Annotated in this window: 13 protein-coding genes and 1 tRNA gene; 10 read left to right on the forward strand and 4 right to left on the reverse strand. The window is 62.4% G+C overall.

What is annotated here, in order from left to right:
• Positions 1-46: 46 nt before the first annotated feature.
• Positions 47-856, reverse strand: a complete 810-nt coding sequence (locus NV382_RS14960) for an undecaprenyl-diphosphate phosphatase (RefSeq protein WP_260597515.1) — start codon at positions 854-856, stop codon at positions 47-49.
• 24 nt (positions 857-880) lie between these two features.
• On the reverse strand, positions 881-1,816 hold the full coding sequence (locus tag NV382_RS14965; RefSeq protein ID WP_260597516.1) for a complex I NDUFA9 subunit family protein: 936 nt from the start codon (positions 1,814-1,816) through the stop codon (positions 881-883).
• Between the two features lie 97 nt (positions 1,817-1,913).
• On the opposite strand from NV382_RS14965, the gene NV382_RS14970 reads away from it, so the two are divergent.
• Positions 1,914-2,000, forward strand: a tRNA-Leu gene (locus NV382_RS14970).
• A 371-nt stretch (positions 2,001-2,371) separates the two neighbouring features.
• A complete protein-coding gene (locus NV382_RS14975; protein ID WP_260600435.1) occupies positions 2,372-3,442 on the forward strand; it encodes a TIGR03032 family protein in 1,071 nt (356 codons plus the stop codon).
• Between the two features lie 64 nt (positions 3,443-3,506).
• On the opposite strand, the gene NV382_RS14980 is transcribed toward NV382_RS14975, so the two are convergent.
• A complete protein-coding gene (locus NV382_RS14980) occupies positions 3,507-3,791 on the reverse strand; it encodes a DUF2185 domain-containing protein (RefSeq protein ID WP_260597517.1) in 285 nt (94 codons plus the stop codon).
• Between the two features lie 251 nt (positions 3,792-4,042).
• Between NV382_RS14980 and NV382_RS14985 the strand changes: the two genes are divergently transcribed.
• Positions 4,043-4,276: a DUF6894 family protein gene (locus NV382_RS14985; protein ID WP_260597518.1), complete on the forward strand. Its 234-nt coding sequence runs from the start codon at positions 4,043-4,045 to the stop codon at positions 4,274-4,276.
• A gap of 78 nt (positions 4,277-4,354) precedes the next feature.
• Here the strand turns inward: NV382_RS14985 and NV382_RS14990 are convergent, their stop codons facing one another.
• Positions 4,355-5,065, reverse strand: coding sequence for a Crp/Fnr family transcriptional regulator (locus NV382_RS14990; protein ID WP_260597519.1), 711 nt, complete (start codon positions 5,063-5,065; stop codon positions 4,355-4,357).
• 343 nt (positions 5,066-5,408) lie between these two features.
• Here NV382_RS14990 and NV382_RS14995 point away from each other — a divergent pair, with 343 nt between their 5' ends.
• The 7 genes from NV382_RS14995 to NV382_RS15025 all read left to right on the forward strand — a co-directional run bounded on the left by NV382_RS14995 (position 5,409) and on the right by NV382_RS15025 (position 13,622).
• Positions 5,409-5,780, forward strand: coding sequence for a DUF6894 family protein (locus tag NV382_RS14995; protein ID WP_260597520.1), 372 nt, complete (start codon positions 5,409-5,411; stop codon positions 5,778-5,780).
• A gap of 290 nt (positions 5,781-6,070) precedes the next feature.
• Positions 6,071-7,585: a glycosyltransferase family protein gene (locus NV382_RS15000; protein ID WP_260597521.1), complete on the forward strand. Its 1,515-nt coding sequence runs from the start codon at positions 6,071-6,073 to the stop codon at positions 7,583-7,585.
• 97 nt (positions 7,586-7,682) lie between these two features.
• The gene (locus tag NV382_RS15005) at positions 7,683-10,004 is read left to right on the forward strand and encodes a GH92 family glycosyl hydrolase (protein WP_260597522.1); all 2,322 of its coding nucleotides are present in this window, start codon (positions 7,683-7,685) and stop codon (positions 10,002-10,004) included.
• Between the two features lie 325 nt (positions 10,005-10,329).
• Positions 10,330-11,553, forward strand: coding sequence for a tyrosine-type recombinase/integrase (locus tag NV382_RS15010; RefSeq protein WP_260600436.1), 1,224 nt, complete (start codon positions 10,330-10,332; stop codon positions 11,551-11,553).
• 38 nt (positions 11,554-11,591) lie between these two features.
• A complete protein-coding gene (locus tag NV382_RS15015; protein WP_260597523.1) occupies positions 11,592-12,188 on the forward strand; it encodes a hypothetical protein in 597 nt (198 codons plus the stop codon).
• A 133-nt stretch (positions 12,189-12,321) separates the two neighbouring features.
• Positions 12,322-12,567, forward strand: coding sequence for a helix-turn-helix transcriptional regulator (locus NV382_RS15020; protein ID WP_260600437.1), 246 nt, complete (start codon positions 12,322-12,324; stop codon positions 12,565-12,567).
• Complete coding sequence (locus NV382_RS15025; protein WP_260597524.1) at positions 12,564-13,622, forward strand: hypothetical protein; 1,059 nt, start codon at positions 12,564-12,566, stop codon at positions 13,620-13,622. Before NV382_RS15020 ends, NV382_RS15025 begins: the two co-directional genes overlap by 4 nt.
• The last annotated feature ends 866 nt before the right edge of the window (positions 13,623-14,488 follow it).

Here is a 14,488-nt window from a genome sequence, read left to right on the forward strand (position 1 = left end):
GGCCAATCTGCAAAAGCTGCTTACCCTAATTTAGGACCCATCGGCATTAATGAGACAGTAGTGCGATAAGGGCGATGCTCCCAGCGACGATTCGATACCAGGCAAATGGCGCAAAACCATGCCGGCCAACGAACGCGACGAACCAGCGGATCACCGCCAGCGCTACGACGAAAGACACCACGAAGCCGATCGCGATCGCCGTCAGATGCGCATCGCCCAGTTCATGCCGGCCCTTGTACAGCGCCAGCGTCGTCGCGCCCATCATCGTCGGGATGGCCAGGAAGAAGCTGTATTCCGCCGCGGTCTCCCGATCGACGCCCAGCGTCAGCGCGCCCATGATCGTCGCGCCCGAGCGGCTGACGCCCGGAATCATCGACAGGCATTGCACCACGCCGATCGTTAGCGCCGTGCGCCACGGCATCTCCTCCACGCTGCGTGTCACGACATGTTTCTGAAGCCGCTCGATCAGCAGGATCAGCACGCCGCCGACGATCAAGGCGATCGAGACGACGAGCGGCCCAACCAGGGGCGCCTCCAGCACTGCCTTGATCGCCTTGTAGGCGATCGCCCCGACGATCGCCGAGGGCAGGAAGCCGAGCAACACGTTGCGCGTGAAGCGGATCGCCGCCGGGTCGCGCGCCAGCAATCCTCGGCCGACCTTCATGAACCGGCCCCAGAACAGCACGATGACGGCCAAGATCGCGCCCAGCTGGATGACGATGTCGAACGTCGCGTCGGCTTGGGGCAGCCCGAGCAGCGCGCCGGCCAGGATGAGATGGCCGGTGGAGGAGACGGGCAGGAACTCGGTCACCCCCTCGACGATGCCGAGCAGGATGATGACGATCAGGTCGTACACTGGTAATTCCCCAATAGCCGCGCGTTATGCGCTGGCGCTCACCGTACCGAAGCGGCCTTCGCGGCGATAGCGCACCAGCCAACTGGGCGCGACGCTCGCCATCGGCGTCGGCGTGATGCCGAGTGCAGCAAGCCCGTCGGTACCGGTCACCACATTGTCGCGCTGCAGCATCTTCCACTGGTCGGCGGTGATCGGCGCGCCGGGCAGGAAGCCTGCCTTGGCGATCAGCCCGCCGACGACATCCGGCAGTTCCGCGATCCGCGGCGCGCGGCCGATCGCCTGCGCGATCCAGCGGATCAGGTCGCCCATCGTCACCACGTCGGGCCCGCCAAGCTCGAGCGTCTCACCGCCGAAGCGGCCGGGCTCGGCGAGCACGCGGGTGACGGCGGCGGCGACATCGGCGACATAGACCGGCTGGAACCGTGCCCCGGCGCGCAGCACCGGCACCACCGGAGTGGCGGCGATCATCCCGGCGAAGCGGTTGACGAACTGGTCCTCGCGCCCGAACACGATCGACGGGCGCAGGATCGTCGCGCGCGGGAAGGCCGCGCGCACCGCGGCCTCACCGTCGCCCTTCGATCGGCCGTAGGCAGAATCGGATGCGGCGTCGGCGCCGATCGCCGAGACATGCACCAACGCCGTAACGCCGGCCGCCGTGGCCGCCTGCGCGACGGTGGCGGCGCCTTCGGCCTGCACGGCGTGGAAATTACCCGCCAGCACGCCGACCAGGTTCACGACCCCGTCCGAGCCCTGCACCGCGCGCGCCACCGATTCGGGCTTGGTCACGTCGACCGCGGCGAACTGCATCTGCCCCAGGCCACCCTGCGTGCGCAGGAACAACGCCGCGCGCGGATCACGCTGCGCGATCCGCACCCGCGCGCCTGCCTTCATCAATTCCTGTGCGACATATCGCCCCAGAAACCCGCCGCCACCGATCAGCGTCACCAGTTTGTCGTTCATGTGATTGACCCTTGGATACCAGGCGATCCCCTTGGCGCATGACGGCGTGTGTTGACAAGGCCATGACAGCACCCCTAAAGGCCGCCCCCTACCCCGTGCCCAGATGGCGGAATTGGTAGACGCACCAGCTTCAGGTGCTGGCGCTCGCAAGGGCGTGGAGGTTCGAGTCCTCTTCTGGGCACCACTTTCCGTCAAAGATGGGCACCGGCTGCTCGCTGCCGCTGCCCGTGGCGACGACGGCAGCTTCTAAGGCTGCTCGCGAACCGGACACGATGATCTCGTCGCGCGAGACATGTCCTCGCGAGACGAATAGCACGACGCAGTTTCTGCGCAGCGCCGGTTCACCTTCAAGCAGTTTAGTGCGCACAAGAGTAGCGAACCGCTCGACGACGGATCAAGTTCTAAGCGACTTGGCACGGTAGGACACCAATCCTAGTGAACAGGCTCGCGGCATAGCGCCGCGAGCCTTTTTGCACCTTTCACCCCCGACGAAGAGGATCTGACGATGAGCAACGCGCCGTGCCGAGCGCTGCCGCAGGCGCTGGTCCCGCGCCGGTGGTGGGGCAGCCCGCGGGCAAGCAGACCAACACCAATCTCGCCGTGTCGCGTGGTTTAGGCGATTGGTTGCGCACCAATCGCACGAGTCTTGCCTTCACCTCTTACCAAACCGGGCAATTGTTCCTGGTCGGCGTCGCGCCTAACGGCACCGTCTCGTTCAATCAGCAGAACTTCACCCGCGCGATGGGCGTCTGCTACCAACCGGGCAGGCTCTATCTCGGCACGTCGCACCAGGTCTGGCGGCTGGAGAATATGCTGCGTCCGGGGGAGATGGCGAACAAGAGCTTCGACATGGCGCTGATCCCGCGCAATGCGCAGACCACCGGCGATGTCGACATACATGAGGTCGGCACCGATGCATCGGGCCGCGTCCTCTTCGTGAACACGAAATATAGCTGTCTGGCCACGCTCGATCTTAATCACAGCTTCCGTCCAATCTGGAAACCCAACTTCATCTCCAAGCTCGCCCCCGAAGACCGTTGTCACCTCAACGGCATGGCGTTGGACGGCGGCAAGCCGCGTTTTGTGACCGCGGTCAGCCGGAGCGACATCGTTACCGGCTGGCGCGAACGCCGCCATGAGGGCGGCGTGTTGATCGAGGTGGAAAGCGATCGCATCGTCACCGATCAACTGTCGATGCCGCACAGCCCGCGCATCTATGGCGATCACGTCTTGGTGCTGGACTCGGCGCGTGGCCAGATCAGCCGGATCGATCCCGCAAGCGGCAAGCGCACCGGTATAACCTTCTGCCCGGGTTTCCTGCGTGGCATGTCGATCCATAACGGCCATGCGCTGGTCACCGTCTCGAAACCGCGCAACGGCACCTTCGCCGGCCTGGCACTCGACGCGGCGCTGGCGGACAGGGATGCCGAAGCATGGTGCGGCGTGCTGGTCGTCAATCTGGCATCTGGTGACATCGTCGAATGGATCAAGCTCGAGGGCTTCATCACCGAGTTGTTCGATGTCGCCGCCATGCCCAACGTCGTGTGCCCGATGTCGCTCGGGCCGGACACGTTGGAAATACGCTCCACGATCACTTTTGACCCGGAGATCCTGCAGCTGGGCTAGGTCGGCCCGAGTGTGCCAAGCGACCGTGGCTGACGGGCATCGGTCGATTGGCCAGCACCCTAAGCTACAGAGTCCTTTGGCTAGAGATCAGAGCTTCAAAGCAAGGTGGTCTGATTTCCAACGGCAGGTCACTAATATCTCGCGAAGCGGGATCGCGTTCAACCATGCGCCGCAGCGGGACGAGCTTCGCGTCCTCGAGCCGCGAGGGGGCAGGATCAGAGTCGAGAAACTGCCAGCCGCCATCATCCATGTCATGGTAGACATGGGCGACCCAAGCACCCTGTTCGATGATCCTCCGGGTTGCAATCACCGCCGCATGTTGGGGTTCGTCAAACGGCCAGTCGGGCATGAGTCGACGAACTCCTTCAACGAACGATACTCAATCAGTGCTAGATGCAAGAGGCGGCGGAGAACACCGCGTTGTCGAGACATATGGCCACAGCGCCATAGAAGCGTTCGATCATCGCCGCTCGCTGGTGCTCAATCGTTTCGGCATCGACAGCGGATCGGAGCCTTGATATTTGGTTTCATCGTTGGCGGTGACGTCGGATGCCAGCGGCTAGGAGACCGCGCGCTCTTTCCGATCTGGAGAGCGAGTCGATGCGGTACTATTTCAATGTTGCCGGGGCGATGTACGATCCCGACAATGAAGGCCTTGAGTTCGAGACGATCACCGAGGCGCGTATTCAGGCCGTGCAGTTTGCCGCTGAAATGCTGCATGACCACCCGACGATCATCTGGGCCGGCGAGGACTTCCGCGTTGAGGTGACGGATGCCGATCGCCAGATGCTGTTCACGGTGATCGTCGTCGGGGTGATCGCACCTGCAGCCTGACCTTTGCTGTTGTGGCCGAGGCGGTCGATACCAACGGCGTAAAGTAGCGCCCCACTCAGCCGCGCGGCACCGCGTTCCTCAGGCCGCTGCCAGCAAGCGCTTCTGCTGCTCGGGCGCGGTATCCGCGGTAAGGTACGTCGCGTCGAAATCGCCCACGCGGGTAAGCCGTGCCCAATCGTGGATCTGCACGCTGCCATTCTTCAGCGTCACGACATCACGCAATGCCCGCAAGGTACGGTTGACGTGTACGCCGGTCAGTGAGGTCGCATCGCCAAGTTGTTCCTGCGTGACGGGGAAGGGGTATTCCTTGAGGATCTCGCGATCGCCACTGGAGCGGATCGCCATCTCGCAAAAGATATGCGCGATCCGGGTTTGCGAGTTGCGCCGGCCGACATTCACGACCCATTCCATCAGGATCGCGGCGTCCAGCATGCAGTCCCGCCAAAAGGCTTCGGCAATCGCCGGGTAGCGCGAGGCAAGCGCCCGGATCGCGGCATGGGGAACGCGCAGCACCATCGTCTCGCACAGTGCGTTGATGCCGCCGACGCCAACGGGTCGCACGGCCGAGAGCAGATCGGCCATGTCACCTGGCACATGGAAGGCGGTGATCTGCCGCACCCCTTCCGATGTCTGGCCGAAGCGACCCACCATCCCCGATGCGACGAGGCAGGCATAGGTCGTCCGCTCATTGATGTGCAGATAATCCTGCTTGGAGCGCAGCACGAGCTCCTGGATCGGCAAAGCGAGGATCGCGTGCTGCTCTTCCTCGGTCAGGAGCGAGCGCACCATCAGCCGGTCCACGAATGGCTGTAAGCGTGTGGTGGATTGTATCATTGCCACTCTCCCGGCTGGAGCGGGAACTCAAAAAAACTCTGAGCCGTCGACGCCTCTGATTGCTTTGTGAGCGATTGCGCCAGAATAACATAGATTAAGGTTAAAGTCTAACCTGCTGCACCTTGAGCAGGAATTGCGCTCGATTCGCGTCGTAGGGTTATCGCCGGTACGCGCTCAGGCACCTATGATGCCGGCAGATCGATAACGCCGGTGTGCCGGAGGTGGTACACTGGCAGTAAACGACCGTGCTGATCTGACGCCAACAGAGGCGAGAGATACATCCATAATCTATGTTGAAATGGACGCACCGTTTTCGGGCTATAGCGATACACATCGTCGGGTAGTCGATTGGGCGCTGGCGGCTAAGAGCCGACGTGCTCCTGCCCTGCAGCGGAGCACCACCATGTCGCTATTTCATCTGAACCTGAGAACGTCCACCGACTTCATTCCCGACGAGGATGGCACCGAGTTGGCCGATCTGGCAGCGGCCGAGGATAGCGCCACGCGCTCGGCGCGCGAAATGATGAGCGCCGAGGTGTGCGACGGTGATCTTCAACTGGACGAGAGCATCGAGATTCACGATGCCCAAGGCCGCTACCTGTCGGCTATTCGCTTCAGGGATGTGTTGAAGATCCGGCTTGGTGGCCGCGAGATCATGGCGCGGGGCTGATCGCCTTCGAGCATCGCTACCGATCCCGCCGGCCGAACAGGAGGTCACACGCCGCTGAGGGCCCTACATCGAACGGCGTGTCAGCACCGGCACCACCGGTAGGGTTCAACGTGGCATCCACCAGGTAACTATGAGACCTCCCCGCAGCATGGCGACGTTGCTCTATAGGGCTTCGCCGCGCGGTTCAATTATGGGTCGGGGCACCACGAAGAAGAACATGCGTCGCATCTCTGGCATCCGCCGGAGCTACTCGGTAAGCGCCACCGCAGCGCTAGGCCGTGGGACGCACGATGTTTGTAAGACGATGGCAGCACAGTTCGCGCAGTCCGCTTTATGGGATATTGCTGCTCGCCATCCTGCTGCGCATCTGGGCCGCCCTGGCGCCCGGATTTCACCACCCGGACGCTATCTTTCAATATCTCGAGCCGGCGCACCGGTTGCTGTCGGGCGAAGGCGTGATCACTTGGGAATGGCGCACCGGCATCCGCAGCTGGCTGCTGCCGACGCTGTTTGCGGTACCGCTGGCGGTCGGCCAGGCCTTGAGTCCCGACGGCCAGCTGCCATTGATGCTGCCACGATTGGCGACGGGTGCCGCGTCGCTGGGCATCGTCTGGGCGGCATGGAACATCGGGCGCCGGCACAGCTTGCTAACGGCCACGCTGGCGGCGTTCGTTGCCGCGACATGGTTCGAGCTGGTCTTCTTCGCCGCCGAAACGCTCTCCGAACCGCTCGCCGTGGCGGCGATGATACCTGCCGCCGCATTGATCGCGGATCCCCGCCCGAGAACCGGCAAGATCGTACTGGCGGGGGCGCTATTCGGCTTGGCGGTATTCGCCCGGCCACATTATGCGCCGGCGGTGGCGGCGCTAGTTGTGGTGTCGTGGTGGCATGATCTCGCCCCGCGGCGCTTCGATCGTCGTCGTTGGGGGGCGTTGATCGGCGGCGCCGTGCTGGTCGCCGCGGCAGGCGCCGTCGTCGATGCTCGACAGGGATTGATGCCGTTCGCGTGGATCCTCGCCAATTTCGAACAGAACATTGTCCATAACGTGTCTGCGCGCTACGGTACGTTCCCGATCCTGACCTATGTCGACTGGTCGCGGCAGCTTTGGAGCTGGTGGCTGATACCGGCGATCATCGGCGTACGCTTCGGCTGGCGACAATGCCCGGGCCTGCTGGCCGCTGCGGCCGTGACCTTGCTCCTCCACAGCGTGATCCCCCACAAGGAATACCGTTTCGTCTTTCTGACCGTCGCCGCCGTGACCCTGCTGGCCGCTTTTGGTTGGGGTGAGCTGATCGCGATTGCCGGTCGGCGCTGGGGTGCCTCGAAGGCGCGGGGAGTGGCAATCGCCGTGTTCGCGATGTGGGGGGCGGCCTCGATCGGCGTCGCGCAGGGCAATTCATCGCCGGCGCGAATCAGGCCTAGTACCGACGGATGGAAGACGTTTGCGGTCCTGCGACAGGATCCGGCAGTGTGCGGGGTTGCGCTGATCGAACCCGCAACCTTTACCGCCTTCCCCGGTACGGTTGGGCTTCGGCGCGGTACGCCGATCAGCCTCTTCACGAGCGGTGATCCTGCCTCCCGCGACGGGGACCGCTGGACCACGGCGCTACGTTGGCGGCAGACGTTCAACCGCATCGTGACCGTGTCGAACGGGCCACCCCCGCTTCCGCCGGGCTATCGCGTCGACCATTGCGAGGGGCCTGCGGAGGCGCGCATGTGTATCATCGCCCGGCCTGGCACCTGCAAGGACGGAGCGCGGTCTCCCTTTCTCGTCAACCGGGTGCTGGCGCGCCGAGGATATTGAGGTCCTCGGTGCTGGCGTGGCCACCGGCGCGCCGCGCTGCCCTGCGCCATGCGTTTCGCATTGGACAGCGGGTACGCGCTGCTGCTTAAATCGCCCGATGCGCGCCTCTCTCCTGCTCACCCTGTTCCTTTCCACCGCCGCCGCGGCGCAAACCGTGCCGCCGCCGATCGACGCGGTCGATCCGATGATCGGCACCGGCGGGGAGGGCCATACCTTTCCTGGCGCGACGGCACCCTTCGGCATGGTCCAGCTCTCGCCCGATACCGACACCGGATGTGAATTGCGCGCCTGCTACGCGCATGCTGCCGGCTATCGCTATGAAGATCCCACCATCCAGGGGTTCAGCCACACGCATTTTTCCGGCGCGGGCCATTCCGATCTCGGGGACGTGCTGGTGATGCCGCAGGCCGGGTCCGACGTGCGGCTCGATCCGGGCGATCCCAAGCAGCCCGGCTCCGGCTATCGATCGCGCTTCGATCACGCGCGCGAGACGGCGCGGCCCGGTTATTATGCGGTGTCGCTGCTCGACAGCGGGATCCAGGCCGAGCTCACCGCCGGCACCCGCATTGGCGTGCATCGCTATACTTTCCCCAACGGCCAGGCGGCGCATCTGCTGATCGATCTGCGCTCCTCGCTGTACAATTATCCCGGCAAGACCTTGTGGTCCGGGTTGCACCTGCGCCCCGACGGCACGCTGACCGGCTTTCGCGAGACGCGCGGCTGGGCGCCGGGGCGCAAATTGTATTTCGCGATGCGTTTTTCCGCGCCGCTGACCGACCACGCCTTCGTCGATCGCGATGCCGCGGTGCCCTATAAGGGCTTTGCCGGCCCTGGCCGCGGGAGCGATGCGCTCGCGGAAAAGCTGGGTCGCGCGCTCGAAGCCCGGCTCGATTTTGGTGCGCTGACCGCGCCGCTCGAAGTGAAAGTGGCGCTGTCTGGGGTGGACGAGACCGGCGCGCTTGCCAATCTCGCTGCCGAAGGCGGCGATTTCGATGCGGTGCGCGCGCGCACCGCCGCGGCCTGGACGCAGGCGCTGGGCGCGGTGGAGATCGCGGCGCCCGCGCCGATGCGCAAGAACGTCTACACCGCGCTGTATCACACGTTGCTCGCGCCCAGTGTGTGGAGCGATGCCGACGGTCGTTATCGCGGGCCCGACGATCAGGTGCACGAGGCCAAGGGCTTCACATTCCGCTCGACCTTTTCGCTGTGGGATACGTTCCGCGCCGAGCATCCCCTGCTCACGCTGATCCAGCCGGCGCAGACCAGCACCGATGTCGTGCGTTCGCTGGTCGAGAGCCAGCGCTATAGCCCGGATGGCATCCTGCCGGTATGGCAATTCGCCGGTCGCGAGACCTGGACGATGATCGGCTATCACGCCGCGCCGGTGATTGCCGACGCTTATCTGAAAGGCATTCGGGGCTTCGACGCCGCCGCCGCGCTCGATGCGATGGTCGCGAGCGCCAGCTATGCGCCGTATGGCGGGCTCGGCGAGTATATGAAGCGCGGCTACGTGCCGATCGACAAGGAGCCTGAGGCGGCCTCCAAGACGGTCGAATATGCGTATGACGATTGGACCATCGCGCGCATGGCGCGGGCGATGGGGCGTACCGACATCGCCGATCGCTTCGACAAGCGCGCCGGCAATTGGCGCAACAGCTTCGACGCCAAGACCGGCTGGCTGCGCGCGCGGCTGTCGAGCGGCGCGTTCCGCACGCCGTTCGATCCGACGGCGATCAATTACGGTTCGGATTATACCGAGGGCAATGCCTGGCAATATAGCTGGTTCGTGCCGCAGGATCAGGCCGGCCTGTTCCGCCTGTTGGGCGGTGATGCCAAGGCGATCGCCAAGCTGGATGCCATGTTCGAGTTCGATACCTCGAAAGTGGATTACAGCCATGCCGAGGATATCGCCGGGCTGATCGGCCAATATATCCATGGCAACGAACCGAGCCACCACGTCGCCTATCTGTACGGCGTCGCCGGCGCACCGTGGCGCACGCAGGAACGGCTCGGCCAGATCGTGTCGTCGCAATACAAGCCCAGCCCCGACGGTCTGTCCGGCAATGACGATCTCGGGCAGATGTCGGCCTGGCTGGTGTTCACCGCGCTTGGTTTCTATCCGATGGCGCCAGGCTCGAACGAATATGTCATCGGCCGCCCGTTCGTCGACCACGCCACGCTCAATCTCCCCGATGGCAAGAAGTTCGTTATGGTCGCCGACGGCCTGTCGGCCGCCAATCGCTATGTAAAGGCCGTGACGCTGAACGGCGTCGCGCTCGACCGCAGCTACCTTCGGGACAAGGAGCTTCGCGCCGGTGGCGAGTTGCGCTTCACCATGGCGCCGACGCCCAACAAGCGCTGGGCAAGCAGCAAGGCCGCGCGGCCCTTCTCGATATCGGCGCCCTCGACGCCCGATTGATCGCGCCAGTCACGATCATCGCACTGTATCGGCTGCGGGGGCAGGGGCGGTGTGGCCCCATCGGATCGTCGCGCGCCGCGCAGTGCACGGCCCGCGCGTTCCCCGCAGGGATGATCTGTTCCGGGTCATCGAAAAACTGGTGCTGCCGGTGAGGATTGAACTCACGACCTCAGCCTTACCAAGTCTGTGCTCTCGATTTTCCCCGGTTGTATGTGGATCCATAAAGGGCTGATTTGCACGGTTCTATCGTCGAAATCTCTTGTTGTTCCTGCCTGTGCTTGCCCGTGGCTTGCTTCAGCGTGCTTGCCCCGTTATTGACCGGCGTATGGGAACAGCTCGTATAACCAAGCGATCCGTCGAGGCCATCGCACGCCCGCCAAAGGGAAAAAGACAGCACCTGTGGGATGATACCCTAAAGGGGTTCGGCGTCATGGTCACGGCAACTGGCGTTCGCTCCTACATCGTTCAGTACCGAATGGGTGGGCGCGGGCATTCGACGCAGACCATCACGATCGGCCGGCATGGAAGCCCATGGACGGCAGAGAAGGCGCGCGAACACGCGAACGATCTGCTGGAGTTGATACGAAAGGGGGTTGATCCGAAGGCCGCGGAGGCAGAAAAACGTCGGCGGGAGGACGAGGAGCGTCAGCAGAAAGATGTCTTGGCGTTTGGCGCCTATGTGGACACCTTCATCCGGCGCCATGCGGTGAAAAAGCAGCTGCGAAGCACACCGGACATCGAAGCAGTATTCCGCCGCGACCTGAAGCCGCGGCTTGGAGATCGCTCAATCCGTGACCTGACCCGTGCTGACATTGCCAAGTGCCTTGATGAGATTGGTGATCGCAGCGGCTCAGCGGCTAACAAAGCTCACAAATGGCTGAAAAAAATGCTGAACTTCGCTGCCGAGCGTGGGGACATCGCCACTTCGCCAATGGATCGCATGGCACCGCCGCACGAACAGTCCAGCCGCGAACGCGCGCTAAACGACCAAGAAACACTTCTGGTATGGAACGCCAGTGAGGCACTCGGATACCCCTTCGGCCCCCTTGTTCAACTGCTTCTGCTTACAGGTCAGCGCTTGCGCGAGGTCGCGGGAATGCAGTGGACTGAGCTCAATGAAGCGGCGACCGAGTGGCTGATACCAGGGCAGCGGACTAAGAATGGTAACACCCATCTGCTGCCACTAAGTGCCGCGACGACAGCCGTGATTCAAGGCCTCAGCGCTCGGAAGGTAAGTGACAGCTACGTGTTTACGACGACGGGGCGATCCGCAGTTAGCGGCTTCTCGAAGGCTAAGTCGCGGCTCGATGCCATCATCGCAAAGCAGAACGATGATCGATCCCTTCCAGGTTGGACGTTTCATGACCTGCGTCGAACGGTCGCAACCGGGTGCCAGAAGCTTGGTATTCCCATTGATCACACCGAAGCGTTGCTGAACCACACCGGACGAAGGAAGGGCCTCGTGTCGGTGTATCAGGTATATGATTACCGGGATGAGAAGGCGAAAGCGATTGAGCGCTGGGGAGATAAGCTCCTGTCGTTAGAATAGGCGTTTGCAGCTGCGGGTATAATCAGTAGGCGCCTCGCATGGTTACGAAAAGCAGCGATTCGTGGATCTCTCTGCCTACCGCGATCTCCCTCGCCCGTCGCCCAGAGGAAAGTGATGAAATCGCTTGGAGGCGATTGGTAGATCGTCTTTCTGTCGGCGGTATACGCTCCAAAGCGGGTGCCTATGTGGAGCGCGAGGAAGGACACCAGGTATGCTCACTGAAGGGCGTCGAAGTTAAAACCGCAATTTGGGCGAACCTGCGCTGGGAGTTTCCGCTAGATTTGGTCATGGGGCGCGTGCGGGGCATTGGCAGCATCGCAGATGACAACCGGCCTTTTGAGGTGGAACTCAACGGCATGCAGTTGTGGCGGGAGGATCTTGCTGATCTGAAGTCGGGCGCGTCACGGGGTGGCGGCAGGCCGCATGGAGACTTCTGGCCTGACCTTACGGAGGAACTAGTGGTCTACTTCTATGAACGGGGCCCCCCTGCAGATAGCACGCCGGTCGGCCGGATTTGTGAAGAGATACTAGTCTTGCTTGAGGCGCGAGGCGCCAGGGCGCCCGGATCGCCGCAACCGCTGCGTCCAGTTGTCCAGGCGATCGTGGAGCGGCTGCGCGAGTGCGAGGCGCGTTAAATAAGTTAAATAGGTTCCCAGACGACGTCATCGGCCGAGTGCCACCATAGGCTTGCTGCCCGCCATATCCGGTTGGCGGCAACCATGGAGTAAACCGTTGAAGTCGTTTGATGAACATCTGGTCACGAATAACGTGACACAGCTCGGCAATTTGCCTGCTGCACTAAACACCGAGCAGGCGTCTCGCTATACTGGTCTCGCGACAGCGACACTGGAGAAGCTGCGATGCACTGGCGGCGGTCCCCCGTTCGTCAGCTACTCGCGCCGGGCAATCCGCTATCGCCTCGCCGATTTAGATGCTTGGATGACCGCGCGGACGCGGTGCAGCACGTCAGAACTCGAGCGGCCTGATGCGCATGGTGCTCGGAGGGCGGTATGAGTCACGGTTCGCTTGATAAGAACGCGCGCGCTCCTGTGCTGAACGAGCACACGGCGGTGATCGCGATGTCTGACGCGAAGGCATCTGCATTGATCACAACGGTGATGACCGTGCGGCAGCTGGATGAACTCAGCTACCGAGCGAAGCTGCGCCACTGGACGCGCACGGACTCATGGAATCCTGACGGTGCCCGGCTCCGCCTGAAGAACACCAAGATTGAGCCATTCTCGGTCAGGATGTACGATGGCGACATAACTGCCATGCCACTGCTGGTTGGTCGACCTTGCTTTGGGATTCTTACAGCGTTTTTGCGCTACAGAGATGCTACTAAGCTGGTGAAAGGTCGAGGGCTTCAGCCGTCATCCCGCTGCGCATCCTGCGTCTTCCGACCGGATTGTGAACGCATCGTCAGGAATCGGCTTATGGCCTCCCCGGCACTCAGACAGGCGTATGACCAGTGGCTGCTCGCGGAAGGGCCGGGGAGCTTTGTCCGTCCCAACTGGAAAGGTTCGCATGCCTATCGCGCATGGGGGAGACTATGCGTCGTCGCGGAAGCTACGCCATTCAAAAGCGTGAATGACCAGGCGGTTCTGAATCATTATCAGGACGCGGACAATGCCGTTCTGGAGAAGGACCGCATCAGGCAGATTGCAGCACGAAAGAAGCAGCTGCGCGCCGGAAACATCGACGATCGGCACCTGCTCGACATCCTTGTCGCCGGGGCCTACCGCTCGGACGATTTGATCGAAGCCATAACTGAGGACGGAGCTCCTAGAGCATTATGGCAGCTGCCCGTGGACTCGCTGCTCGAGCTGATCGACGTCTGGGTCTGCCGGGAGGTATTGAGGGCGGAACAGAAGAAGGTGACTGCGGCCAGCATCGCGCGAATAATTGTAGAAAGAGGGTGGCGAAATACGAGCGCTAATTTTGGCGCCCTCAGCACCAGAGTGTCGAGGGATTTAGGCCGGATCGAGCGGTTCGAAAACACCCCGTGGAAAGGATGGGTGCTACTTCCCCCTTTTGATCCTCGTGCGGAATTTAGCTCGGAAGGCTAAGCCTGGCGGAGCCCCCTAGATTTGTGTCCCGCTCCGGCCAGGACCGCCCCCCTGTGAATTTGCTACTGTCGCCAAAGACCACTCCGACGAGGCACTCCGAGGGCTTTCGTTTTTTCACTGTTTTTGCTGAACTTAGCTCCCTGGAAACCCCGTCCAACTCCTCTTGGTGAGATTACTTCGAGTAAAATCTCTCACCAGAGCTTTGGGGGCGGCATCCCCAACAACATTATATAATCTGATTTGATTGACTCTGAACCTATCGGAGTGGGTCTGCTTAGGGTGGAGATCGAACGGTGACGACGGCGATCCCAACAGTCGAGCTGCTTAGTGAACGCAGCGTAGCTTGCTGTGCGGCGGTGAGCTGGCTGACCGTGGGCCGTCGACCTTCGCGCCATACCAGCACCCACAATGCCTTGTGAGTCCGTCTGCACTTCCCACCCGCATCCCATCGCTCAATGCGTCACAACCTTACGGTTACCTAACCAAACAAGAGGTCAAACTATGAGATGCTTCACCGCACAGGTAGAAGGAACCGAGGACGGAACGATCATCGTCGCCCGCTCAGGAAGCCACGCTGCCGAGATATTTGTTACCTTCTGGATCGCTCAGCACGATGCTGCCCCCCGGTGCGTTCCATATCATCCGAAACGATCTCGGGAAGTTGCCGCTCCTTGAAGGACTGCGAGCAATGATGCAGGGCAAGGTCAGCGGCGTCGTTCATTTCGATCCAGAAGAAGGTCACACGCTTGAACCGATGTAGAAGGGCTGCTCGGCCAAGCTGACAAGCCGGTAGCGCCGGAGAACGCTCCGAACCGGTATACCAGCTCGAGCTTGCCTCGAACTGGTGTACCGTCGCAGGGTGTCAA

It is taken from the genome of Sphingomonas endolithica (assembly GCF_025231525.1).
Taxonomy (GTDB): Bacteria; Pseudomonadota; Alphaproteobacteria; order Sphingomonadales; family Sphingomonadaceae; genus Sphingomonas; species Sphingomonas endolithica.